Here is a 23,597-nt window from a genome sequence, read left to right on the forward strand (position 1 = left end):
CGCGGGGGCACCGGACGCGGGCCGGCGGGCCGGGCGGAAGACCCGGACCACCACGCGCGCCGCCGCCCCCGCGTCCCCTCGGTCCCGGGCCGGAACCGAGCCGGCCCCGGGTCAGTCCCGTGCCAGCCCGAGGCGGGCGCGCAGGCCCGTGGCCCGTTCGTCGGCGGCAACGGCCGCCGCGCCCGCCGTCACCGTCTCGTAGACCGAGAGGATGTCCGCGCCCACCGTCGACCAGTCGAAGCGCCGCACGTGCGCGCTGCCCCGCTCCCGCAGCCCGGCCCGCCGCTTCGGGTCGCCCAGCAGCCGTACCGCCGCGGCGGCCAGCGCGCCGGCGTCCTCGTTGGGGAACAGCTCGCCGGCCTCGCCCTGGTCCAGGACCTGCGCGAAGGCGTCCAGGTCGGAGGCGAGGACCGGGGCGCCCGCCGACATGGCCTCGACGAGGATGATGCCGAAGCTCTCCCCACCGGTGTTGGGCGCCACGTACAGGTCGACGCTGCGCAGGAAGCGCGCCTTGTCCTCGTCGCTGACCATGCCGAGGAACTCGACGCGGGAACGCAGCCCGGCCGGCAGGGAGGCGACCGCCTCCTTCTCGTCCCCGCGCCCGGCCACCAGCAGCCGGGCCCCCGGCCGGGCGGCGAGGATCTCCGGCAGGGCCCGCATGAGCACCGGGAGTCCCTTGCGGGGCTCGTCGATGCGGCCTATGAACCCGATCGTGCCGCCCGCCTCCTTGCCGGTGAGGCCCCGCGCCTCGTCGGACTGCCACTCGGGGCGGGGCTCGGCCTTGGCGAAGAAGTCGACGTCGACGCCGTTCGGGATCACCACGGCGTCCCCGCCCAGGTGCTCGACGAGGGTGCGGCGCGCGTACTCGCTGACGGCGATCCGGGCACTGATCTTCTCCAGCGCGGCCTGGAGGATCGCGTACGCGGCGATCATCGCGCGGGAGCGCGGGTTGGAGGTGTGGAAGGTGGCCACGATCGGGCCCTGCGCCGCCCAGCAGGTCAGCAGGCCCAGCGAGGGCGAGGTCGGCTCGTGGATGTGGATGACGTCGAAGGCGCCCTCGTGCAGCCAGCGCCGTACCCGGGCCGCCGACAGGAAGCCGAAGTTCAGCCGGGCCACCGAGCCGTTGTAGGGCACCGGCACCGCGCGGCCGGCGGAGACGACGTAGGGCGGCAGCGGGGTGTCGTCGTCGGCCGGCGCGAGGACGGACACCTCGTGGCCGAGCCGCAGGAAGTACTCGGCGAGGTCCCGGATGTGGAACTGGACGCCGCCCGGGACGTCCCAGGAGTACGGGCAGACGATGCCGATCCTCACGGGGCACCCCGCTCCGGTGCGCCGTCCCCGCCCCGGGCGCCCGGCGCCTTCGCGGGGTCGAGGTCGGCGAGCCACAGGCGCTGGAGCATGTGCCAGTCCTGCGGGTGCTCGGCGATGCCGCCGGCGAAGGCGTCGGCGAGGGCCTGCGTCATCACGGCGGTCCGCTCGGCCCGCGTGCCCCGCTCGGGGACCTCGACCGGCGGGTGGACCCGGCCCCGCATCACCGGGGAGTCGTCGTACCAGAGCGTGACCGGCAGCAGCGCCGCGCCGGTCTGCTGGGCGAGCAGGGCGGGTCCGGCGGGCATCCGGGCACTCGCGCCGAAGAACTCGACCTCGACGCCGGAGGCCGACAGGTCGCGGTCGGCGACCAGGCAGACCAGGCCGCCCTCGCGCAGCCGCCGCGCGAGGGTGCCGAAGGCGGTGCCGCCGCTGTGCGGGAGGACCTCCATGCCCAGGCCCTCGCGGTAGGCGACGAAGCGGTCGTAGAGGCTCTCCGGCTTGAGGCGCTCGGCGACCGTGGTGAAGGGGATGCCCAGGTGCGTGGTGACCCAGGCGCCCGCCAGGTCCCAGTTGGCCAGGTGGGGCAGGGCGAGGACGACGCCCTTGCCGGCGGCCATGCCGTCGGTCAGGTGGTGCAGGTCCTTGGGGGCGAAACCGGACTCGATGCGTTCGACGCCCCAGGCCGGGAGGCGGAAGGACTCCATCCAGTAGCGCAGGTAGGAGCGCATGCCCGCGCGGGAGAGCGCGGCCAGTTCCCCGGGGCCCGCGTCGGGCAGCACGCGCGCGTAGTTGCCCTCCAGCCGGCGCACACCCGCGCCGCGCCGCTTCCAGGCGGCGTCCGCGATGGTGCGGCCGAGGCGGACGGCGACGGGCTCGGGGAGCCTCTTGACCGCGCCCCAGCCGGCTCCGTACAGGGCGTCGGTCAGCCGGTCCCGGGCGCTCACGTGGCCGCCTCGGAGCCCTGGCCCTCCTCGGCCGCCTCCGCCTCGGCGGACTCGCGGCGGACGGTGACGACCCGCTGGACCAGCGTGACGAGGCTGCCGACGGCGACGATCCACAGGGCGACGGGCAGCAGGTACTGGATACCGGGCACGCCGAACTTGTGCAGACCGGCGAAACCGGCGGCGACCAGCGAGATCACCAGCCGCTCGGCCCGCTCGACCAGCCCGTTGACGGCGACCGGCAGCCCGATCGACTCGCCGCGCGCCTTGGTGTACGAGACCACCTGGCCGCTGGCGAGGCAGAAGATCGCGACGGCGCACAGGAGGGTGTCGTCACCGCGGCCCGCGTACCAGAGGGCGAAGCCGGCGAAGACCGCGCCGTCGGCGACCCGGTCCAGGGTGGAGTCCAGGAAGGCGCCCCAGCGGCTGGACCGGCCGAGCTGGCGGGCCATGTTGCCGTCGACGAGGTCGGAGAAGACGAAGAGGGTGATCACGACCGTGCCCCAGAAGAACTCTCCCAGGGGGTAGAAGACCAGCGCACCCGCGACCACACCGGCCGTGCCGATCAGGGTGACCGTGTCCGGGCTGACGCCCCGGCGGATGAGAAACGCGGCGAACGGTGTGAGGACACGCGTGAAGAATGCACGCGCGTACTTGTTCAGCATGGCCTTCCCGGAGGTCGGTGTCGCCGCGCGGCCCCTGCTGGCCACCGGCTGGCCCATCGTAGTCACGCGGCGGCGCGGCCGACGGCGGTACCCGGGCCCGTCCCGGCGCAGGGACGGGGATCGGGCCCGTCGTATGGACGCGGGATGACGGGAGTGGAAAGCTCGAAGTACCGCGGGCGTCGCCGGAGCCGCCGGTGCACGCGGCCCGCCCGTCCGCGCCCCCAGCGACCTCACCGTGCACGGGAGGCAAGGACATGGGCGACAAGGCACACACCCACCCCGGAGCCGCCGGCAGGGCGACATCGGCCGGCCATCCCGCGTCCGTACGGAACGTGGTGCTGGTCGGCCCCTCCGGAGCGGGCAAGACGACCCTGGTGGAGGCGCTCGCGCTGACCGCGGGGGCGGTGAACCGGGCGGGCCGCGTCGAGGACGGCGGCTCCGTCTCCGACTACGACGAGATCGAGCACCGGCAGCGGCGCTCGGTCCAGCTCTCCCTGGTGCCGGTCACCTGGGACGGAGTGAAGATCAACCTCCTCGACACCCCCGGGTACGCCGACTTCGTCGGGGAGCTGAGGGCCGGTCTGCGGGCGGCGGACGCGGCCCTCTTCGTCGTCTCGGCCGCCGACGGCGTGGACGGCCCGACCCGCGTGGTCTGGGAGGAGTGCGCGGCCGTCGGCATGCCCCGGGCCATCGTGATCACGCACCTGGAGGCCGCGCGGGCGGACTTCGAGGAGATGACCCGGCTGTGCGCGCGGGCGTTCGGCGCCGACGACCCCGACGCCGTGCTCCCGCTCCACCTGCCGCTGCGCGGCCCCGCCGGACCCGACGGGCACGCGCCCGTGACCGGGCTGACGGGGCTGCTCTCGCAGCGGCTGTACGACTACTCCGCCGGGGAGCGCACCGAGTCCGCGCCGGGTCCGGAGCACCTGCCGCTGATCGAGGAGGCCCGCGCCAGGCTCATCGAGGGGATCATCGCGGAGAGCGAGGACGAGACCCTCATGGAGCGCTACCTCGGCGGCGAGGACGTCGACCTCAAGACGCTCGTCCAGGACCTGGAGCGGGCGGTGGCCCGGGGGACGTTCTTCCCGGTGCTGGCCGCCGCCCCCGCCGCCGAGGGGGCCCGGCAGGGGCTCGGCACGGTCGAGCTGCTGGAGCTGGTCACCGGCGGGTTCCCGACCCCGCGCGAGCGCACCGTGCCGCCGCTGACGACGCCCGGCGGAGCGCCGCGCGAGCTGCGCGCCTGCGATCCGGACGGGTCGCTGGTCGCCGAGGTGGTGAAGACGTCCTCCGACCCGTACGTGGGCCGGATCTCCCTGGTCCGCGTCTTCTCCGGCACCCTGCGCGCCGACCAGACGGTGCACGTCCTCGGGCACGGTCCGTCCGGCAACGGCCACGGCGACGGCCGGGCCGGCGGCGGCACCGGCGGCACCGGCGACCACGGCGGGGACGGCGAGCTGCACGAGGCGGACGAGCGGGTCGGCGCGCTGACCACGCCCTTCGGCAAGCAGCAGCGGCCGGTCGCCGAGGTGATCGCCGGTGACCTCGCGTGCGTGGCCCGGCTGGGGCGGGCGGAGACCGGGGACACCCTCTCGGCCCGCGACGACCCGCTGCTGATGGCGCCCTGGGAGATGCCGGACCCGCTGCTGCCGCTCGCCATCCGGGCGCACGGCAAGGCGGACGAGGACCGGCTCTCGCAGGGGCTGGCCCGGCTGGTCGCCGAGGACCCGACGATGCGGCTGGAGCAGAACCGGGACACCCGCCAGGTGGTCCTGTGGTGCCTGGGCGAGGCGCACGCGGACGTCGCGCTGGAGCGGCTGCGCGGCCGGTTCGGCGTCCAGGTGGACGTGGTGCCGCACCGGGTCGCGCTGCGGGAGACCTTCGGAGGGCGGGCGTCCGCGCGCGGGCGGCACGTCAAGCAGTCCGGCGGGCACGGGCAGTACGCGATCTGCGCGATCGAGGTGGAGCCGCTGCCGGCCGGCTCGGGCGTCGAGTTCGTGGACCGGGTGGTGGGCGGCGCGGTGCCGCGCCAGTTCATCCCGTCGGTCGAGAAGGGCGTGCGCGCCCAGGCGGCCCGCGGGGTCGCCACCGGTCATCCGCTGACCGACGTGCGGGTGACGCTGCTGGACGGCAAGGCGCACTCGGTGGACTCCTCCGACGCCGCCTTCCAGACGGCCGGGGCGCTGGCCCTGCGGGAGGCTGCCGCGGACGCCGTCATCCTGCTGCTGGAACCGGTGGCGGAGGTGAGCGTCCTGGTCGCCGACGACTACGTGGGCGCCGTGCTGAGCGATCTGTCGGGGCGGCGCGGGCGGGTGCTCGGCACCGAGCAGACCGGGGGCGGCCGGACCCTGGTCCGCGCAGAGGTCCCCGAGACGGAGATCGGCCGGTACCCGGTCGACCTGCGCTCCCTCTCGCACGGCACCGCGCGGTTCGGCCGCCGGTACGTGCGCCACGAACCGGTGCCGCCGCAGATCGCCGAGCGACTGCGCGAGGCGGTGGGCGCGGCGTCCTGACGGGGCGGTGGCGTGACGGACCCGTGTCCTGACGGGCGTCGGCGGGGGGCGCCTCCGGGTGCCACCGCCCGGCGCGCGAGGGGCGCACCTCGGGGTCAACGGGCGCATCCGGGGGCGGCTTTGGCCGTCCCCCGACGCGCGGCCCCACCGGCGGATACGCTGATGACCTGATCAACAGGTGTGCGAGGCAGGGAAGTCGGGAAGGCCCGAGGAGCAGCAGTGGTGGCGATCGGGGGCGGGAATGAGCGCTGACGGCGGGTTCGCGGACTTCTTCGGACCGCAGGTTCCGCGGGCGGGGGCCGGAGGACAGGCGCCCACCTTCGCGCTGGCCTCCGCCGCGTACCGGGACAACGAGATGGAGGAGATCAAGAAGGCCGACAACGACTGGCACAAGACCTCGGTCAACGCCGGCCGCTCGTGGGCCACGATCTTCCGTCCCAACCTGGGCGAGGCGTTCTCCAACGCGGTGATCGCCCGCATGCTGGGCGGCGGGCGCAACGCGCTCATCCAGTCCTTCGGCACCGAGCCGCAGGTGGTGGTCGAGCACTGCCTGGCCGCCAACGGCATCCGCAAGGCCCGGGACAACAAGCTGACCACGGTGATCCTCCTGTGCGGTGTGCTCTTCCTGCCCGGGATGCTGGTGTGGCTGCTGGGGTTCCAGATCCGCACCACCGTCGCCAAGGCGCAGAACAAGCGGGCCGGGAGCCTCGGCACCGCGGTGCTCGCCGCGATCGGCGTCCTCGCCGTGCTGTTCCTGATCAACATGCCGTTCGCCGGCTTCTGGGCCTGGTACGCGCGGGCGGCCGTGGTGATGCCCGTGGCCGGCTGGTTCCTGGCCAAGCGGATCTGCGAGGCGACCGCCAGGGACCTGCGTGAGCGCTGGGACGGGCTGCTCTCCGGCAGCGGCATCGGCGCCAAGGTGCCCGAGGCCGTCCCCAGCAACCCGAACGAGACCGCCGCCGAACAACTGCGCCAGTCGCTGGCGAAGCTGAGCGCCGAGCAGCAGTCCAACTCGGTCTTCTACGCGGGCCCCAAGGGCATCCTCGGGATGGGCACCCGCTGGGGAAGCTGGCAGCTCGCGGAGGAGCTGGTCCCCGCCGACCCGGACCGGGAGATCCACCCCTTCCGGAGCTGGGACGTCATACGGTCCATCCACGACCAGCTCGCCCAGTTGGAGCGCGGCCCGCTGAACACGGGCGGCTTCCCGAAGCCCTCCGTACGGCACTGGATCGTCACGCCGGTCGGGGAGAACGCCGGCTCGGTCTCCCGTCCGGGCGGCACGGACGTCGAGGCGTACCAGGTCAAGCCGCACGCCATACAGGAGATCTGCAACAAGCAGCAGTTCGGCGCGGGCGACCGGCACTACCTGGGCGTCCAGTGGACGCTGTGGGACGGCCAGTTGGTGATCACGATGCTGATCACGGTGACGGTGCTCCACTCCACGCTGCGCATCGAGGTCACCGGCCACGCCCTGGGCCCGGTGAACTCGCTGTTCACGACCAAGCCGTCGGCCCCGTCGAAGTCGGTCACGAAGGCGTTCAAGCCGTGGGAGAGCCGCACGGTCAAGCTTCCGCTGGTGAACGCGACCGAGGTGGTGCGGCTCGCGGTGCGGGCGCCGCTGACCTGGTATCCGCCGCTGCTCAACTGGCTCGGCGGCACGATGGGCCTGCCGGAGCCCTTCGGTCTGCGCCACGCCTGGGCGGACCAGCCGTGGCGGCACCGCTTCATGGCCGACGACGCGCTGCGCGCGGCCACGCCCGTCCTGCGGGCGGTGCACTCGGCCGCGCTCCGCGTCCTCGACGAGAACGGCGTGGACACGTCCAAGTTCGGTGCCCGCTCGGCGGCGCTCAGCGGAGCGGTGCAGGACGCGGCACCGAAGAAGGCCGACCTCTACGACGCGTAGGGCCGCGGGTGCGGGCGGCGCCGGGCGGGGCGGACCTCGCCCGGCGCGGTGCTGTCGGGTCCGGCGCTCAGGCGGGCCACGCCTCGGCCAGCAGGGCGCGGGTGTCGCCGAGGAGCTGGGGCAGCACCTTGGTGTGGCCGACGACCGGCATGAAGTTCGTGTCACCGCCCCAGCGGGGCACGATGTGCTGGTGGAGGTGGGCGGCGATGCCCGCGCCGGCGACCGCGCCCTGGTTCATGCCGATGTTGAAGCCCTGGGCGCCCGAGGCGGCGCGCAGGGCCGTCATCGCCTGCTGGGTGAGGAGCGCCAGCTCGGCGGTCTCCTCCCCGGTCAGCTCGGTGTAGTCGGCGACGTGCCGGTAGGGCACGGTCATCAGGTGGCCGCCGGTGTACGGGTAGAGGTTGAGCAGCGCGTAGACGTGCTCGCCGCGCGCGACGATGAGCCCTTCCTCGTCGGACATGGCCGGTACCGCGCAGAAGGGGCAGCCGTCGTCGGCCCCGGGGCCGCTCGGCTTGTTCTCCCCCTGGATGTAGGCCATCCGGTGGGGTGTCCACAGGCGCTGGAACGCGTCCGGCGTCCCCACCCCGATCTGCTGCTCCGGCTCACTCGTCATACCAGGCAGCATATGGCGTCGCACGGGGGCCCGGAGCAAGGCCCCCGGGATGGCTCTCCCGGGGGCCCTGGCCGTACTGTCGCGCCGCGTCGTCTAGACCTGGACGCGCCGCTCGACGGCGTCGACGAGCTTGGCCAGCGCCTGGTCGCGCGGGATGCCGTTCTCCTGCGATCCGTCGCGGTGGCGGAAGGAGACGGTGCCCCCGTGCATGTCGTCGTCCCCGACGATGATCATGAACGGGACCTTCTGCTTCTGGGCGTTGCGGATCTTCTTCTGCATGCGGTCGGAGGAGGCGTCGACCTCCACCCGCAGGCCCTTGCGGCGGGCCTCCGCGGCGAACTCGCGCAGGTACTCCACGTGCGCGTCGCCCACCGGGATGCCCACGGCCTGGACCGGCGCGAGCCAGACCGGGAAGGCGCCCGCGTAGTGCTCCAGGAGCACGGCGAAGAAGCGCTCGATGGAACCGAACAGGGCGCGGTGGATCATGACCGGGCGCTGCTTGGTGCCGTCGGCCGCGGTGTACTCCAGGTCGAAGCGCTCCGGCAGGTTGAAGTCGAGCTGGACGGTCGACATCTGCCAGGTCCGGCCGATGGCGTCGCGGGCCTGGACGGAGATCTTCGGCCCGTAGAAGGCGGCGCCGCCCGGGTCGGGGACGAGGGGCAGGCCCTGCTTCTCGGCGACCTGGCGCAGCGCCTCGGTGGCCTCTTCCCAGGCTTCGTCGGAGCCGACGAACTTGGTCTCGTCCTTGGTGGACAGCTCCAGGTAGAAGTCGGTGAGGCCGTAGTCGCGCAGCAGGTTCAGGACGAAGGTGAGCGTCTTGTCCAGCTCGTCGGCCATCTGCTCGCGGGTGCAGTAGATGTGCGCGTCGTCCTGGGTGAAGCCGCGGGCGCGGGTGAGGCCGTGCACGACGCCCGACTTCTCGTAGCGGTAGACCGTGCCGAACTCGAACAGCCGCAGGGGCAGCTCACGGTAGGAACGGCCCCGGGCGTCGAAGACGAGGTTGTGCATGGGGCAGTTCATGGGCTTGAGGTAGTAGTCCACGCCCTCGTCGAGCTGCATGGGCGGGTACATGCCGTCGGCGTACCAGTCCAGGTGGCCCGAGGTCTCGAAGAGCTTCCCCTTGGTGGCGTGCGGGGTGTAGACGAACTCGTAGCCCTCTTCCTCGTGGCGGCGGCGCGAGTAGTCCTCCATGACCCGGCGGATGATGCCGCCCCGGGGGTGGAAGACGGCGAGGCCGGAGCCGATCTGCTCGGGGATCGAGAAGAGGTCCAGTTCGGCACCGAGCTTGCGGTGGTCGCGCTTCTCGGCCTCGGCGAGGAACTCCAGGTGCTCCTTGAGTTCGGCCTTGGAGGGCCAGGCGGTGCCGTAGATGCGCTGGAGCTGCTTGTTCTTCTCGTTGCCGCGCCAGTAGGCGGAGGCGTTGCGCATCAGCTTGAACGCCGGGATGTTCCGGGTGGAGGGCAGGTGGGGGCCCCGGCAGAGGTCCTTCCAGCACAGCTCGCCGGTCTTGGCGTCCAGGTTGTCGTAGATCGTCAGCTCGCCGGCGCCGACCTCGACGTCCGCGCCGTCGTCGTGGGAGGCGGAGCCCTTGAGGCCGATCAGCTCCAGCTTGTACGGCTCGTCGGCCAGCTCCTCGCGGGCGGCCTCGTCGGTCACGACGCGGCGGGAGAAGCGCTGGCCGCGCTTCTGGATCTCCTGCATCTTCTTCTCGATGGCCTTGAGGTCATCGGGGTGGAAGGGCTCCTCGACGTCGAAGTCGTAGTAGAAGCCGTCCCGGACCGGCGGGCCGATGCCCAGCTTGGCCTCGGGGAACAGCTCCTGCACGGCCTGGGCCATGACGTGCGCGGTGGAGTGGCGCAGGATGTCCAGTCCGTCGTCGGAGGAGATGTCGACGCCCTCGACGGTCTCGCCGTCGGCGATCTCGTACGCGAGGTCCCTCAGCTCTCCGTCGACACGGGCGGCGACGACCGAGCGCTCGCCCGCGAAGATCTCGGCGGCCGTAGTGCCCGTCGTCACCACGCGTTCTTCCCGCTCGGAATCGCGTTGGATGATCACACGGACGTCTGACACCGGTCTCTCCTGACTGAAGGTGGGGCCGCGGCGCCATACCGGAGCGCACGCATGGGGGCGATGGTACCGACCCGGGACGGCCCACCGCGAAATCTTTCCCCGCCGCCGGGCGCGCGCGGCCCGTGGGGGCGGGGGCCCGGGGGAGGCGGGGCGGCGGGTCCCCGGGGGCTCCGGTCACCCCCGCAGGAGGGGGCCCGTCCACCGGGTGCGGCGAGGACGGAGACGGAGACGGGGACGGCACTTGTACGGCTCTCTCTCTCCCCCCCCCCCCCCCCCCCCCCCCCCCCCCCCCCCCCCCCCCCGCCCGGCCGTCCCGGCAGGCGCGGCGCCTGCCGCTCAACGGCCGGACGTGGCACCGGTACTCCCCCGTCCCGTCCGCGAACGCCGCTGCCCGGCGCTCCCGTTGGGCCGCCCCGGCGTACGGCCCGTACGGCCCGGGTATCACCGGTCCTACCGGGGCGACACGGGAAGGCGCGTCAGCGCCCGTGGGTGAGCGAGGAGTTGGGTGCCTTATGACGAGCTGGATCGAGGGACCGCTGGCCGCCTTCGACACGGAGACGACGGGCGTGGACGTCGAGGCCGACCGGATCGTGTCGGCGGCCGTCGTCGTCCAGGACGCCGCCGGACGGGTGCCGCGGGTCACCCGGTGGCTGGTCAACCCGGGTGTGCCGGTGCCGGAGGCGTCGACGGCGGTGCACGGGCTGACCGAGGAGCACCTCCAGCACCACGGCCGCTGGCCGGCGCCGGTGATACACGAGATCGCCGAGGCGCTGACCGAGCAGGCCGCCGCCGGACGCCCCGTGGTGGTGATGAACGCGCCGTTCGATCTGACGCTGCTCGACCGGGAGTTGCGCCGTCACCGGGCCTCGTCGCTGGGCGCGCGGCTGGACCGGGCGCCGCTCTACGTCCTGGACCCGCTGGTGCTCGACCGGCATCTCGACCGGCACCGGGAGGGCCGGCGCACCCTGGCCGGCCTGTGCGCGCACTACGGCGTCGAGGTGGAGCGGGCCCACGACGCGGCGGCCGACGCGCGGGCCGCGCTGGAGCTGGTACGGGCGGTGGGGCGCCGCCACGCGGCCCGGCTGGAACCGCTCTCCGCCGCCGAACTGCACACCTTGCAGGCGGTGTGGCACGCCGGACAGGTGCGCGGGGCACGGCCCTGGTTCGCGCCGGACGCGGCGCGGGAGCCTGCGGACCCGGCGCACAAGCCGGCGGACCCGGCCTGGCCGCTGCGGCCGGACCTGCCGGCGGCGGCCTGAGCACATGAGAAAGCCGGTCCGTCATCGACGGACCGGCTCTTCCCGGTGGGCGATACTGGGTTCGAACCAGTGACCTCTTCGGTGTGAACGAAGCGCTCTCCCACTGAGCTAATCGCCCGGGAACGGACTGAACCATACAGGTCCCGGCCGCCCTCCTTCAAACCGCCGCCAGTTGTGCGGTCAGACCGCGCCGGCCCGACCGCATCATCAGGGCGTGGTTGGCCCGGAACAGCGCCCGTCCGGGCACCGCGAGCCGGCGCAGCAGGGGTTTGCGGAGGTCGACCTCCTGGTCGTAGCGGACGAGGGTGCCCTCCGGCCGGGGGGTGAGCGTCCAGCGGGCCCGGCCGTCCATGTCGCCGCCGAGGACCGCCTCCAGCACCCCTGCCCCGGGGGAGCGGGCGGCCTCGCGCAGGGTGATGGTGAGGTCGTACGGGAGCAGGGAGCGGATGCGCAGGACGGCGCCGGTGTCGTCGAGGCGGGTGACCTCGCGCACCTGGGGCCACCAGCCCGGGTAGTCCTCGACGCGCTCCAGGGCGCGGTACACCTCGCCGGGCGGTGCGGGCAGGGGCCAGAGGCTGCGGAAGCGGTAATGGTTCCAGTCCACGCGGGCAGTCTGCCGTGCCCGGCCTCGACCTGTTCATCGAGAACGCGCGGAACATTCTTTGCGCCGTATTTACGGAGATATCCGGGGTCACTCGCGGTATCCGGCGAATTCGCCCCGATCACCTGCGCGTTGGCCTTCCGCGGGAGGGGCGCCGCACGGCCGGAACTCATCCTTGACCCGGCATCGGGGAGCGTACTCGCCGGGGAGCGCGGGGCGCCGCCGGGCCTCCCGACCGACCGGCCGGACCCCGGCCGGAAGTAACGGAACGTGACCATCCGCCGGTGCCGGGAGGCGCCCGGACGGGAGCGCGCGACCGCTGAACCGATTCAAAAACTCCTCGTCGGAGCCTTCGGGGCCACACGACGAGGCGGCCCGGCTCACATGGAGTGAGCCGGGCCGCCTGTCGATCCGGTGGGCGATACTGGGTTCGAACCAGTGACCTCTTCGGTGTGAACGAAGCGCTCTCCCACTGAGCTAATCGCCCGGACGCAGGAAGAAGATTACCGCATGTCAGGGGGTGCTCATGACCGGCTGCGCACGACTCGGCACCGCCCCGCTCGCGGACTCACCGATCTTCTGTGGCCCAGGGCGCCCGGAAGCCGAACTTCGCCAGATAGACGCTGATCAGCGCGGCCGTGACGACCGTCCCGATCACGGTCAGGACGATGTTGCGGCGCCGCACCCTCGGGTCGAGCGCGCGCTGCGCCGCCTCGGTGACCTTGCGCTTGGTCCAGCGCAGCACCAACTGGGCCCAGGTGAACTCGGTACCCCAGATCGCCATGCCGCCGAAGATCACGACCCAGCCCGGTCCGGGCAGCGCCAGCATCAGGACGCCGGCCACCACGACCGCGAGCCCGACCAGGAAGACCGCGACCTGCCAGCTCACGTGCAGGGCACGCCGCTCCCGCACGAAGGCCGGGGCCCGGGAACCGAGCGCGCGCCCGCCGGAGGCGGCCCCGTCCGCCTCCGCCCGGTCCGCCTCCGCGTTCCGGTCACCATCCCTGTCACTCCCCGTGTTCATGAGGCCGAACACTACCGAAGCGAAACGCATCACCGGAATGGGTGTGGACCTCGAACGATCACTCGGCCGGAAGGGTTACATAAAGACACGCAAAACACTCAGAGGGGTTTACAACGGCACCGTAGGTGGCATGTCGATTTCGCCGACGTGCGAATCCCCGAGCGCACACTGAGCGAAAGGCCCTGGCGCTTATGAACACCACGGTCAGCTGCGAGCTGCACCTGCGCCTCGTTGTGTCGAGCGAGTCCTCCCTGCCCGTCCCCGCAGGCTTGCGGTACGACACGGCCGATCCCTATGCCGTGCACGCCACCTTCCACACCGGAGCCGAGGAGACCGTCGAGTGGGTGTTCGCCCGCGACCTCCTCGCCGAAGGACTCCATCGCCCCACGGGCACCGGCGACGTCCGGGTCTGGCCGTCCCGCAGTCACGGCCAGGGCGTCGTGTGCATCGCCCTCAGCTCCCCGGAGGGCGAGGCGCTGCTGGAGGCCCCCGCGCGGGCCCTGGAGTCCTTCCTGAAGCGCACCGACGCCGCCGTGCCGCCCGGCACGGAACACCGGCACTTCGATCTCGACCAGGAGCTCTCGCACATCCTGGCGGAAAGCTAGGGCGGGACCCCGTGAAGCAGCCCGTCGCCGTCGACTCGGGGTGACGGCACGGGCCTGGACAACCGCATAGGGCACAGACCGGCGTCGTCGCGGCGGACCTCCGCCGCGGCGACGCCGGTGCGCGCGTGCCCGCGGGCTCCCTCCCCGGGGCCTGGAGCGGGGCCGGTGCGCCCGGCGTGGAAGCCAGTACGATCGGCCAGCATCGGCGGGCGCCCGCCCGACCCCCAGGCCAGGGAGCAGAACGTGCTGATCACCCACGACATCCGGTGCGCCCTCGACACCGTGGTGGATCTGGTGAACACCGTCCCCGAGGACGATGCGACGCCCGACGGGCTGCCGGACGTGGCGGCCCTGGAGGAGTTCGTGGGCACGCACGCCATCAGTGACGTCGGCGCGCTGGCGGACCACGACCTCACTGCGGTGCGCTCGGTGCGGGCGCGGTTCGCGGCGGTCTTCGCCGCGCCCGACGCCCGTGCCGCGGCCGGGCTCATCAACGAGCTGGTCGCCGCCGCGGGCACCACGCCCCGGCTCACCGACCACGACGGCTACGACTGGCACATCCACTACTTCGCGCCCGGCGCCTCCGTCGCCGACCACCTCGCCGCGGACTGCGGGATGTCGCTGGCGTTCTTCGTGGTCGCCGGTGAGCAGGAGCGGCTGCGGCGCTGCGAGGCCCCCGACTGCCGGCGGGCCTTCGTCGACCTGTCCCGCAACCGGTCGCGCCGCTACTGCGACAGCCGGACCTGCGGAAACCGGCTGCACGTGGCGGCGTACCGCGCGCGGCGCAAGGAGGCCGCGCGCTGAGGCCCGCCCACCCCCGGTCTTGCCCCTTGAGGACGGGTCGCCCGTGGGGGACGCGTTCCCCGGCGGGTGACGCCGGGGAGCGCGGTGTACGGCTCACAGCAACAGCAGGTCGTGCAACGACGCCATGAGCAGCAGGGTCCCGATCACCGCCAAGAAGATCATCAGCGGTGGCTGGGAGAGGGCGAAGAGGCAGCCGCGCGTCTCGTCGGGCGGGGGCGCGGTGGCACTCTGTCTCGTATCCGGCTGTACGTCCAGCCGAGTGGGGTCGGGCATCTCGCGGCGATGATGACCCAGCGTGCCGGGCCGGCGCGATCCGGGCACCCGCGGAGACCGGATGCCCGCACGTTCCGCAATGTCCGCTTCGGCTCGTGATCATTACGGAGCGTCCGCTGACGGGCTCGGATCACTGGGACGTTTCAGTGCGCGGACGCCATCACGTCCGCGCACCGGTACGAGCCGCCTCAGATGCCGTGCTTCTTGAGGATGGCCTCGATGTCGCTGAAGTCGTCCTCGCCCTTGGCCGGCGTCCCGGAGGACCCGGAGGGCCTGGCCGCCGGACGGGAGGCGGAGGAGCCGAGGGAGGGCCGGGAGGCGCCGGGCGCCACCGGACCGTGCTCCGCCGCGGCCTCGGCCTCCCGGCGCTGCCCGCGGGTACCCCCGCGGCGGCGCTCCACGGCGCGCGTGATCATGAAGAGCAGCCAGGCCAGGCCCAGCACACCGAAGCCGGCCCATGCCGTCGGGCTGAAGGCGGTGTCGGCGAGCCACTTGACGACACCGGTCATCACGAGGCCGACGGGGACCAGCGCGTAGGCGGCGACGCGGACCGCCGCGAGGAAGCGCCTGCGGTACGCGGTGACCGCCGCGATGCCCAGCCCCGCCGCGGACACCGCTGAGCAGACGGTCTCGGCAATCATCCGGTCCTCCTGGTCGGGCTCGGGTCGGGGACGAGCGTTTCGCCCCTTCCATCCTGCACCCCCCACGCCCCCGGAGGCCACGCCCGGACCCGAAGATCAGGGAGATCTCCGGGTCGGGTTCTCCGCGGGAGCCCGCGGAGCGGGTCGCGGACGGCTCCGGCCCACCGGCCCCGTCCGGTGCGGTGCGGCCGGGCTGGGAGACTGGGGGGATGAGTGACTTCTCCGCCGATCGTTCCGCCGTCGCCGTCCTCGACGTGTGGTGCGAGTTGCAGTGTCCCGACTGCCGTACCGCCCTGGACGACCTGACCGCCCTGCGCGCCCGCTACGGCGACCGCCTCGACGTACGGCTGCGGCACTTCCCGCTGGAGAAGCACCGGCACTCCTTCGCCGCCGCGCAGGCCGCCGAGGAGGCCGCCGAGCAGGGGCAGGGTTGGCGGTACGTGGAGGCCGTGCTGCGCCGGGTCGAGGAGCTGGACCGGGGCGGGGAGCCCTTCCTGATCGAGGTGGCCCGCGAACTCGGCCTGGACGCCGAGGAGTTCGACACCGCGCTGATCGACGGCCGGCACATCCTGATCGTCGACGCCGACCACGCCGAGGGCAAGGCCATCGGTGTCACCGGCACCCCCACCTATGTCATCGGCGGCGAGCGGCTGGACGGCGGCAAGAGCCAGGAGGGGCTGCGCGAGCGCGTCGAGGAGATCGCCGACCGGCTGCTGGCCGGCGCCGGGGAGTGAGGCGCCCGGGTGAGGCGCCGGGGGCCAGGCGGCGGAAAGTGCGGCGCCGGGGGTGAGCCCCGGGGGGCGCACCCCCGTTACAGCAGCGGTTTCCACAGGTGGTGCCGGACCGTCTCGTAGCCGAGGGACGCGTAGAGCCGCTCGGCCGGGGTGTTGCCGGCGAAGACGTTGAGGCCGAGGCGGCGGCGTCCGGCGGCGATCGCCTGGCCCTCCGCCAGCAGCATCAGCGTGCGGCCGTGGCCCCGGCCCCGGTGGGCCGCGTCGACCTCGACGTCGAAGACGAACGCCTCCTCCTCGCGCAGCGCCAGCCACAGCGTGCCGACCGGAGTGCCCTCCTGTTCGACCACGCTGAACAGCGTGTTCTCGGTGTCCGGCCCCTGGGGCAGCAGCCTCTCGTGGTCGCCCCGGGCCTTGGCGCGGGCCACCTCCTCGGGCACGCCCCGCTCGATCCAGGTCCGCGCGTACCGCTCGGCCTCCCGCACGCTCCAGTCGGCGTACTCGTCCCGGGTCATGGAGCGGGCGCGGCAGCCCGGCGGGAGGGCGGGCGGGGTGGTGCCGAGCGGCTTGGTCATGAGGCGGTTGCGCGGGACGTACCCCAGCGCCCCTGCCAGCAGCAGGGCGGGGGCGGCGTCGGCGGGGACGCTCGCCTCGATCTGCCGGCAGCCCCAGCCCCGCGCCACCTCCTCGGCGGCGAGCGCGGCGACCGTGGCCCGGCCGCGGCGCCGGTCGGGCTCGTCGACGCGCAGGTCGAGGATCACGGCCACCGTGTCGCCGAGGCCGGAGGAGGTGCCGAGGTGGACCGTGCCGACCGGACGGCTGTTCACGCACACCTGGTAGCGGCGTGAACGGCTGCCGTCGGGGGCGAGTCGAAGCGGCTCGGCCGGCCGCAGGGTGGTGGTCATCAAAGGAGTTCTACCCGACCCGGGCCGGCCGTGACCTCCGGTTTTCCGGGCGGGCTCCGGCGCCTCGCGGGCCGGTCAGGGGTCCAGGTCGGCGGCGGAGCGCTCGTCGAAGATCCGCATCGCCTTGGCGGTGACCGGGCCGGGCGCGTCGTGCAGCGCGCGGCCGTCGACGCGGTGCACGCCCTGCACGTCGCGCAGCGTGGAGGTGAGGAACACCTCGTCGGCCCGCTCCAGGACGTCGAGCGGGAGGTCCGTCTCCCGGGCGCCGGTCCATTCGACGGCCAGGGCGCGGGTGATGCCGGCGAGGCAGCCGGAGTCCAGCGGCGGGGTGTGGAGTTCGCCGTCGAGGACGACGAAGACGTTGGAGCCGGTGCCCTCGCACAGCCGGTCCCGCGTGTTGCCGAACAGGGCCTCGGTGGCGCCCTGTTCGCGGGCGCGGGCCAGCGCGACCACGTTCTCGGCGTACGAGGTGGTCTTCAGGCCGGTGACGGCGCCGCGCTCGTTGCGCGTCCAGTCCACGGTGACCACGGCCGTGGTGTCGGGGCGGCGGGTGGTGGCGCCGACGGCGACGAGCAGGGTCGTTCCGGCGTCGCCGCGGTCGGAGCCGAGCGGGCCGGGGCCGCCGGTGTAGGTGATGCGCAGCCGGCCCAGCGCCACAGGGTGGGCGTCGAGCACGGCGGCGCAGGCGCGGCGGACCTCGTCGAGGTCGGGTTCGGGCAGGCCCAGGCCGGTGGCCGAACGGACCAGCCGGTCGAGGTGCCGGGTCAGGGCGAACGGCTTGCCGTGCACCGCTTTGACGGTCTCGAAGACGCCGTCGCCCACGGTCAGTCCGTGGTCGAAGGCGGAGACGCGGGCGGCTTCGGTGTCACGCAGCCCGCCGTCGAGCCAGATCTTCACGTCGGTAGTCCCTCTCCACTCACCTCGTACGCGCCCGACGCTACCGCGAGCAGCCGGGCCGCCTTCAGTTCGGTCTCCCTCCACTCCCGCTCCGGGTCGGAGCCCCAGGTGATGCCGGCGCCGGTGCCGAAGCGCAGCAGCCCCTCGGCCCGGTCGATCCAGAAGGTGCGGATGCCGACCGCCAGCTCGCCCGTGCCCCGGTCGGCGTCGACCCAGCCGACGCCCCCGCAGTAGGGGCCGCGCGGCGCGGTCTCCAGCTCCTCGATGATCCCGAGGGCGCTCGGTTTGGGGGCGCCGGTGACCGAGCCGGGCGGGAAGGCGGCGTCCAGCAGGGCGGGCCAGCCGGCGTCCGGGAGCAGCTCCCCGCGCACCGTCGAGACGAGGTGGACCAGGCCGGGGTGCTTCTCCACGGCGCACAGGTCGGGCACGGCGACACTGCCGGGGACGCAGACGCGCCCGAGGTCGTTGCGGACCAGGTCCACGATCATGACGTTCTCGGCGTGGTCCTTCTCCAGCAGGTCGGCCTCGGTGCGCCCGGTGCCCTTGATGGGGCCCGACTCGACGACGGAGCCGTCGCGCCGCAGGAACAGCTCGGGCGAGGCGGTGGCCAGCTCGACCCCGTGCTCCGGCAGGCGAATCGTTCCGGCGTACGGGGCGGGGTTGCCGCGGGCCAGCAGGGCGGTGAGGGCGTCCACGTCGGCGCCGGGGGCGACGGGGGCCGACAGCACCCGGCACAGGTTGGCCTGGTAGACGTCGCCGGCGGCTATGTGGTCGCGGATGCACCGGACGGCGGCGGTGTACGCGGCGCGGTCGAGCGAGGACGCCCAGTCGCCGGTGCCCGGACCGGCCCAGGCGCCCGGCACCGGCACGGGGACCGGCGCATACCGGACGTCGGCGAAGCGCGCGCAGGTCAGACGGCCCTCGAAGTCCGCGCAGACGGCCCAGAAGCCGCTGGATTCGAGCGCGGCGGGGTCGCTCGTGACATCGAGGAGGCCGGTCGCGAGGCGATCGCGGAAACGGGCCAGGGGCGAGAGTTCGGACACATGGCCGAGTCTAGGCGGGACCGCAGGCAAATGACTCGAACGTGTCCTTCCGGTGGGCCTGACCGGGTACACGGCCACGGGCACCGCAGCACGCTGCACAAACGCGTTTTTGTCCTGGCCCCGGAATCCGCTAGAGTTCAACCCGTCGCCGGGACGCGGGAGCGTACCGAACCGACAGGCGGACGTAGCTCAGTTGGTAGAGCGCAACCTTGCCAAGGTTGAGGTCGCGAGTTCGAACCTCGTCGTCCGCTCGCTGGACACAGGGGGCCTCCCGGTCCCCTACACTCCTGGTGGAGTGGCCGAGAGGCGAGGCAACGGCCTGCAAAGCCGTCTACACGGGTTCAAATCCCGTCTCCACCTCCAAGGACGATTAGCTCAGCGGGAGAGCGCTTCCCTGACACGGAAGAGGTCACTGGTTCAATCCCAGTATCGTCCACTGGTCCGACAGGACCGATACGATCCACGAGGATCACCCCGCGCGATTAGCTCAGCGGGAGAGCGCTTCCCTGACACGGAAGAGGTCACTGGTTCAATCCCAGTATCGCGCACGCAGTCCCGAGGACGATTAGCTCAGCGGGAGAGCGCTTCCCTGACACGGAAGAGGTCACTGGTTCAATCCCAGTATCGTCCACACCACCGGAGCCCCCGGCCGTCACCTGCGGCCGGGGGCTTCGTCGTGCCCCGTCCTAGCTGGAGAAGAGCATGCGGCCGAAGCCGCGGTGGCGGTGGTGGCCGTAGTGGGCGTGGCCGCCGTGCGGGGCGCCCCAGGCGGGTGCCGGGGCGGACGGGTACGCCTGGGGGGCGGGCTGCGCCGGCGGGGCGGGCGGGGACCACTGGGCCTCCAGCCGGGTCAGCGCCTCCAGTTCCCCGTAGTCGAGGAAGATCCCCCGGCAGCCACTGCACTGCTCGATCTGAACGCCGTTACGGTTGTAGGTGTGCATCGGTGCGTGGCACTTGGGGCACTGCATCGTGGGCTCAACTCCTCGCCGGTCGGTGCTGTTTCGTCTCTCGCCGGGACAGACACCGCCCGGCCGCGGTCGGTTGCAGCCTACGTCGCGCGGCTCCCGGTCAACTCCCCGATGCGGCAAGGGGGACGGAGGCCATACGGGCGCAGGCGCCGACGAACTCCTCCTCCACGTCGTCCAGCGGGCGTCCCTCGGCCACGGCCTTGGTGACGGACCGTGCGGCGGTCTGCGCGGTGAGGGCGCGGGCCGGGACGTCCAGGGCCGGCCAGGGGTCGCCGTCCGCCGGGACGGCCGGGCCGCCCGCCGCGCGGTAGGCGGACAGGAAGCGCTGCCATGCCTCCGGCGGCAGCAGCCCGCACGCGTACCAGGCGGCCGGGCGGGCCAGGTCCCAGGCGGGGGTGCCCACGCCGAGGTCGTCCACGTCGATCAGCAGCCAGGGCCCGCCGGGCGCGGGGTGGCGGACGAGCTGGCCGAGGTGGAGGTCGCCGTGGCAGAGCGTGCCGGCGCCCGGCGGGGCGGCCTCGCCGCGGGCCCAGGCGGGCAGGGCGGCCCAGGCGCTCAGGACGGGGGCCGTACCGGGGTGGTGCGGGGCACGGGCGCGGAGCCGGGCGACGGCCTGGGCCGCCTTCGCGGGGCCGCGCATGGGCGGCAGGGGGAAGGGGGCCGGGGTGCGGTGGAGCCGGGCGAGCAGGGCCGCCGCGTCCTCCCAGGGGGCGGCGTCCGGGTCGTCGGGGTCGACCGGGGCGCCGTACGGCCAGTGGGTGACGAGGCGTCCGGCCAGGCGGGCGGGGGCGTCCGGGGTGTCGAGCGGGGGCAGGAGGACGCCGGTGAGCCGGGCGGCGACGGCGACCCGCAGGGCCAGTTCCGCCGGGTCGGTGTCCGGGGCGTGGGCCTTGGCGACGGTGCCCGCGTGCCGTACGACGGTGCCGTCGGGGCGGTCGGCGAGGGTGACGGCCTCCGTGGGGCGGGGGCAGGGGCAGGGGTGGGCGGCGCTGTGGGCGGGGGCGCGGGTCTCGGCGTGGGCCATCGCCGCGGTGTGGGAGGCCAGCGCGGACAGGAGGGGGTCCGGTGTCACGGGGGTGAGGGTACGGGGACCGGCGGGGGCCCGGGAGGGCCTTGCGGCGGGGGGCCGTTGCGGCCGGTGGCCGGTGTCGTGCGGGGGTGTCGGGGGGTGTCGGACACGGGGCGGCCGTTGCCGCGGCCGAGGGGGGCCGGGGCCGGTGCGGTGCCAGGGAGGCCGGGGCCGGTGCGGTGCCAGGGAGGCCGGGGCCGGTGCGGTGCCAAGCGGGCGGAAGGCGGGCAGGGAAATGCCGGGCGCGGCTCCCCAGCCGCGCCCGGCATCGTGCCGTCCGCCGTACCCCCGTCCCCACGGGGTTTCATGGATGGATGTCCCCGCCCGGACCGCTCTTCCGGGCCTGGGGTCGCCGCTCAGCGCCCCAGCATCACACCCACGGACGACGCCTGTGTGGCCACCGTCTCCCACCCGTCGAAGACGAGCAGGAGCAGGGCCGCCAGGGGCAGGGCCATGAGCGTCGCCACCACGGGGTGGCGGCGTGCCGGACGTTCCCGCGTCCGCGGTGCCGTCTGCGTCATGGTCCCTCCCTGACCGTTCATGAGGTCTTCTCCGAGTCCTCTTGCCGCGGTGGGTGCCCGGCCCTCGGGGACGAGTGCCGTCTCCACCGCTCGGTCTCGAATCTATGCGCCGGGCCCGCCACGGGCGTCATGCCCGCGTACCGATTGCCGGGCCTCCCCGAGGATGAGCCGCCCGGCGCGGTGTACTCCCCTGGGTGGAGAGCCGGTCCTCCGCCTCGGGGTCTTCCCGGAGGGGACTGCCACGGGCGGGTGACTTCTCTCACTTCTGTACCAGTACGGCACACCGGCCTCTCCCCTGTGCCACCCGCCCCGCCTCCGCGCGCCGGGCGGCGGCCGGTCACCCGGCGGGCAGCCGCCGGGGCTCGGGCGATCCGGCCTCACGCTTCGTCAACCTCATTTATCCGAAAGGAGGTTGGTGGTGTACCCGATACGGGGCGGGTCCCGGCGCGGCGGCGCAGGTGGGCCGCCCGGTGGGCGACGTGGTGGGGGCGACCCGCCGGGCCGGGCGGGCGCGGCCTCTGCGCGCGGGCGGCCGGGGAAACGTAAGCTGAGGCACGTCACAGGGACCGGGCAGCGGGGATGAACATGGCGATGATGCGCCTCAGGCGCGAGGACCCGCGTGTCGTCGGCTCGTTCAGACTTCACCGGCGACTCGGCGCGGGCGGGATGGGCGTGGTCTACCTGGGCTCCGACAAGAAGGGGCAACGGGTCGCGCTGAAGGTCATCCGGCCGGATCTGGCGGAGGATCAGGAGTTCCGCTCCCGGTTCGCGCGCGAGGTCTCGGCCGCGCGGCGGATCAGGGGCGGGTGCACCGCGAGGCTGGTCGCCGCCGATCTGGACGCGGACCGGCCGTGGTTCGCCACCCAGTACGTTCCCGGGCCCTCCCTGCACGACAAGGTCGTCGAGGAGGGCCCGCTCTGCGCGGCGGACGTCGCCGCGGTCGGCGCCGCCCTCTCCGAGGGGCTCGTCGCGGTCCACGAGGCCGGGGTGGTCCACCGCGACCTCAAGCCGTCCAACATCCTGCTGTCCCCCAAGGGGCCGCGGATCATCGACTTCGGCATCGCCTGGGCGACGGGGGCCTCCACCCTCACCCACGTCGGCACGGCGGTCGGCTCCCCCGGGTTCCTCGCCCCCGAGCAGGTGCGCGGGGCGGCCGTCACCCCGGCCACGGACGTGTTCTCGCTCGGCGCCACGCTGGCGTACGCCTCGATGGGCGACTCGCCCTTCGGGCACGGCAGTTCCGAGGTGATGCTGTACCGCGTGGTGCACGAGGAGGCGCAGCTCCACGGCGTGCCGGACGCGCTGGCGCCGCTGGTCCAGGCGTGTCTGGCCAAGGACCCCGAGGAGCGGCCCAGCACGCTCCAACTGTCGCTGCGGCTCAAGGAGATCGCCACCCGGGAGGCGCAGGGCCTGGGCGACGTCCGGCCGCCCGCGCCGCGTACCGGGGAGGCCGACCGGCTCGCCGAGGGCTACGCGGAACGCCCCGTACGCCGTTCGCCGGGGCAGACGGGGACGCGGGGCACGCCCGCCGCACGCGGTACCGGCGGTCCGCGGGGGTCCGGCGTGTCGCGGGGCGCCGCCCCGTCACGCGGCGGACCGGCCTCACGCGGGGGCCCGGCGCCTCGGGGCGGCGCCGGTTCACGCGGCGGTGGCGGTACGGGGGCGCGGTCGGGAGCCCGTCCCGCGCCCGCCTCCCGGGGCGCCGGGCGTGGCGGACCCCGTTCCGGTACGGGCAACCGGCCCCGCCCGCACGGGAGTGCCCCGCGCGCGGCGCCGAGGAACACCCAGGCCGGGCGGCGTCCGGCCAATCCCCGGCTGCTGCGGCAGCGGCTGATCGTCTTCGTGGTGGTGACCCTGCTGGTCGCCCTCGGCATCGCCGCCGCGCAGGGCTGCCAGGGCCCGGCGAGCGGCTTCGGCACCGAACGGGTCGGCGTGTCGGCACAGGGGGCCCCGGGTGGCGGGGCCGGTGTGTCGGCGGAGGCGGGCATGAGCGCGGGCCCGGAGGCGGGCACGGGTGCGGACGCGGGTCCGGACGCCGGCGCGGACGCGGACGGCGGTGGACCGGCCGGTGTGTCGGCACCCGGGCGTCCGGATGGCGCGGACGGCGTGTCGGCGCACCGGTAGGACGACTGTGCGGACGGCGTGTCGGCATACGGGCGGCACGGCGCCACCGTGTGCGGAGGACGTGTCGGCACACGGCAGGCGACACGCCAGGGCCCGCGTGTCGGCAGCACACGGGCGGC

22 protein-coding genes and 7 tRNA genes are annotated in these 23,597 nt (G+C 73.9%); 12 read left to right on the plus strand and 17 right to left on the minus strand.

What is annotated here, in order from left to right:
- Positions 1-111: 111 nt before the first annotated feature.
- From J5Y05_RS24940 to pgsA, 3 genes are read right to left on the minus strand one after another with little or no spacing between them, the layout of a single operon-like run.
- Complete coding sequence (locus J5Y05_RS24940; RefSeq protein WP_210875325.1) at positions 112-1,311, minus strand: glycosyltransferase family 4 protein; 1,200 nt, start codon at positions 1,309-1,311, stop codon at positions 112-114.
- Positions 1,308-2,255, minus strand: coding sequence for a phosphatidylinositol mannoside acyltransferase (locus tag J5Y05_RS24945; protein ID WP_210875326.1), 948 nt, complete (start codon positions 2,253-2,255; stop codon positions 1,308-1,310). The genes J5Y05_RS24940 and J5Y05_RS24945 overlap by 4 nt, the downstream gene beginning before the upstream one ends.
- Positions 2,252-2,974 carry a phosphatidylinositol phosphate synthase gene (gene pgsA / locus J5Y05_RS24950; RefSeq protein ID WP_210875327.1) on the minus strand — a complete coding sequence of 241 codons (723 nt, stop codon included), beginning with the start codon at positions 2,972-2,974 and terminating at the stop codon, positions 2,252-2,254. Before pgsA ends, J5Y05_RS24945 begins: the two co-directional genes overlap by 4 nt.
- Before the next feature lie 197 nt (positions 2,975-3,171).
- On the opposite strand from pgsA, the gene J5Y05_RS24955 reads away from it, so the two are divergent.
- Together J5Y05_RS24955 and J5Y05_RS24960 are read left to right on the plus strand one after the other, a co-directional pair.
- Entirely contained in the window at positions 3,172-5,427 is a 2,256-nt protein-coding gene (locus J5Y05_RS24955) for an elongation factor G-like protein EF-G2 (protein WP_210875328.1), read from the plus strand.
- 241 nt (positions 5,428-5,668) lie between these two features.
- Positions 5,669-7,330 (plus strand): AbeC-like domain-containing protein, encoded by a 1,662-nt coding sequence (locus J5Y05_RS24960; protein ID WP_210875329.1) that lies wholly within the window; start codon positions 5,669-5,671, stop codon positions 7,328-7,330.
- A 67-nt stretch (positions 7,331-7,397) separates the two neighbouring features.
- Here the strand turns inward: J5Y05_RS24960 and J5Y05_RS24965 are convergent, their stop codons facing one another.
- Both J5Y05_RS24965 and thrS read right to left on the minus strand, forming a co-directional pair.
- A complete protein-coding gene (locus tag J5Y05_RS24965) occupies positions 7,398-7,955 on the minus strand; it encodes an HIT family protein (RefSeq protein ID WP_210875330.1) in 558 nt (185 codons plus the stop codon).
- 81 nt (positions 7,956-8,036) lie between these two features.
- Entirely contained in the window at positions 8,037-10,013 is a 1,977-nt protein-coding gene (thrS, locus tag J5Y05_RS24970; RefSeq protein WP_210875331.1) for a threonine--tRNA ligase, read from the minus strand.
- Positions 10,014-10,525: 512 nt separating this feature from the next.
- Here thrS and J5Y05_RS24975 point away from each other — a divergent pair.
- Positions 10,526-11,272, plus strand: coding sequence for an exonuclease domain-containing protein (locus J5Y05_RS24975; protein WP_210875332.1), 747 nt, complete (start codon positions 10,526-10,528; stop codon positions 11,270-11,272).
- A 46-nt stretch (positions 11,273-11,318) separates the two neighbouring features.
- On the opposite strand, the gene J5Y05_RS24980 is transcribed toward J5Y05_RS24975, so the two are convergent.
- From J5Y05_RS24980 to J5Y05_RS24995, 4 genes are all read right to left on the minus strand, one after another.
- Positions 11,319-11,390, minus strand: a tRNA-Val gene (locus J5Y05_RS24980).
- A 39-nt stretch (positions 11,391-11,429) separates the two neighbouring features.
- Positions 11,430-11,876, minus strand: a complete 447-nt coding sequence (locus J5Y05_RS24985) for an SRPBCC family protein (protein WP_210875333.1) — start codon at positions 11,874-11,876, stop codon at positions 11,430-11,432.
- A gap of 412 nt (positions 11,877-12,288) precedes the next feature.
- Positions 12,289-12,360 (minus strand) — tRNA-Val (locus tag J5Y05_RS24990).
- An 81-nt stretch (positions 12,361-12,441) separates the two neighbouring features.
- Positions 12,442-12,897 carry a TIGR02611 family protein gene (locus J5Y05_RS24995; protein ID WP_210875334.1) on the minus strand — a complete coding sequence of 152 codons (456 nt, stop codon included), beginning with the start codon at positions 12,895-12,897 and terminating at the stop codon, positions 12,442-12,444.
- Positions 12,898-13,088: 191 nt separating this feature from the next.
- Here J5Y05_RS24995 and J5Y05_RS25000 point away from each other — a divergent pair, with 191 nt between their 5' ends.
- Both J5Y05_RS25000 and J5Y05_RS25005 read left to right on the plus strand, forming a co-directional pair.
- Entirely contained in the window at positions 13,089-13,502 is a 414-nt protein-coding gene (locus J5Y05_RS25000; protein ID WP_004002642.1) for an SsgA family sporulation/cell division regulator, read from the plus strand.
- Positions 13,503-13,745: 243 nt separating this feature from the next.
- Positions 13,746-14,306 (plus strand): CGNR zinc finger domain-containing protein, encoded by a 561-nt coding sequence (locus J5Y05_RS25005; RefSeq protein WP_210875335.1) that lies wholly within the window; start codon positions 13,746-13,748, stop codon positions 14,304-14,306.
- Positions 14,307-14,399: 93 nt separating this feature from the next.
- Here J5Y05_RS25005 and J5Y05_RS25010 read toward each other — a convergent pair whose 3' ends face one another.
- On the minus strand, positions 14,400-14,579 hold the full coding sequence (locus J5Y05_RS25010) for a hypothetical protein (protein WP_210875336.1): 180 nt from the start codon (positions 14,577-14,579) through the stop codon (positions 14,400-14,402).
- 188 nt (positions 14,580-14,767) lie between these two features.
- Complete coding sequence (locus tag J5Y05_RS25015; RefSeq protein WP_210875337.1) at positions 14,768-15,220, minus strand: hypothetical protein; 453 nt, start codon at positions 15,218-15,220, stop codon at positions 14,768-14,770.
- A gap of 209 nt (positions 15,221-15,429) precedes the next feature.
- Here J5Y05_RS25015 and J5Y05_RS25020 point away from each other — a divergent pair, with 209 nt between their 5' ends.
- Positions 15,430-15,954 carry a DsbA family protein gene (locus J5Y05_RS25020; protein ID WP_210875338.1) on the plus strand — a complete coding sequence of 175 codons (525 nt, stop codon included), beginning with the start codon at positions 15,430-15,432 and terminating at the stop codon, positions 15,952-15,954.
- A gap of 77 nt (positions 15,955-16,031) precedes the next feature.
- On the opposite strand, the gene J5Y05_RS25025 is transcribed toward J5Y05_RS25020, so the two are convergent.
- The 3 genes from J5Y05_RS25025 to J5Y05_RS25035 form a co-directional block, all read right to left on the minus strand.
- Complete coding sequence (locus J5Y05_RS25025; RefSeq protein ID WP_210875339.1) at positions 16,032-16,856, minus strand: GNAT family N-acetyltransferase; 825 nt, start codon at positions 16,854-16,856, stop codon at positions 16,032-16,034.
- 75 nt (positions 16,857-16,931) lie between these two features.
- Positions 16,932-17,753 carry an aminotransferase class IV gene (locus tag J5Y05_RS25030; RefSeq protein ID WP_210875340.1) on the minus strand — a complete coding sequence of 274 codons (822 nt, stop codon included), beginning with the start codon at positions 17,751-17,753 and terminating at the stop codon, positions 16,932-16,934.
- Positions 17,750-18,796 carry a chorismate-binding protein gene (locus J5Y05_RS25035; RefSeq protein ID WP_210875341.1) on the minus strand — a complete coding sequence of 349 codons (1,047 nt, stop codon included), beginning with the start codon at positions 18,794-18,796 and terminating at the stop codon, positions 17,750-17,752. Before J5Y05_RS25035 ends, J5Y05_RS25030 begins: the two co-directional genes overlap by 4 nt.
- Positions 18,797-18,974: 178 nt before the next feature.
- Here J5Y05_RS25035 and J5Y05_RS25040 point away from each other — a divergent pair.
- From J5Y05_RS25040 to J5Y05_RS25060, 5 genes are all read left to right on the plus strand, one after another.
- A tRNA-Gly gene (locus J5Y05_RS25040) sits at positions 18,975-19,047 on the plus strand.
- Between the two features lie 38 nt (positions 19,048-19,085).
- Positions 19,086-19,159 (plus strand) — tRNA-Cys (locus J5Y05_RS25045).
- 1 nt (position 19,160) lies between these two features.
- Positions 19,161-19,232 (plus strand) — tRNA-Val (locus tag J5Y05_RS25050).
- 40 nt (positions 19,233-19,272) lie between these two features.
- Positions 19,273-19,344: transfer RNA gene (locus J5Y05_RS25055), tRNA-Val, on the plus strand.
- Positions 19,345-19,355: 11 nt separating this feature from the next.
- Positions 19,356-19,427 (plus strand) — tRNA-Val (locus tag J5Y05_RS25060).
- Positions 19,428-19,482: 55 nt separating this feature from the next.
- Here J5Y05_RS25060 and J5Y05_RS25065 read toward each other — a convergent pair.
- The 3 genes from J5Y05_RS25065 to J5Y05_RS25075 form a co-directional block, all read right to left on the minus strand.
- Positions 19,483-19,764 (minus strand): TFIIB-type zinc ribbon-containing protein, encoded by a 282-nt coding sequence (locus J5Y05_RS25065; RefSeq protein WP_210875342.1) that lies wholly within the window; start codon positions 19,762-19,764, stop codon positions 19,483-19,485.
- Between the two features lie 100 nt (positions 19,765-19,864).
- A complete protein-coding gene (locus tag J5Y05_RS25070) occupies positions 19,865-20,836 on the minus strand; it encodes a phosphotransferase (protein ID WP_307854082.1) in 972 nt (323 codons plus the stop codon).
- A 353-nt stretch (positions 20,837-21,189) separates the two neighbouring features.
- Complete coding sequence (locus tag J5Y05_RS25075; protein ID WP_210875343.1) at positions 21,190-21,354, minus strand: hypothetical protein; 165 nt, start codon at positions 21,352-21,354, stop codon at positions 21,190-21,192.
- Positions 21,355-21,933: 579 nt separating this feature from the next.
- Here J5Y05_RS25075 and J5Y05_RS25080 point away from each other — a divergent pair.
- Positions 21,934-23,478 (plus strand): serine/threonine-protein kinase, encoded by a 1,545-nt coding sequence (locus tag J5Y05_RS25080; protein ID WP_247615279.1) that lies wholly within the window; start codon positions 21,934-21,936, stop codon positions 23,476-23,478.
- Positions 23,479-23,597 lie beyond the last annotated feature (119 nt).

This window comes from Streptomyces tagetis (genome assembly GCF_018069565.1).
Lineage (GTDB): Bacteria > Actinomycetota > Actinomycetes > Streptomycetales > Streptomycetaceae > Streptomyces > Streptomyces tagetis.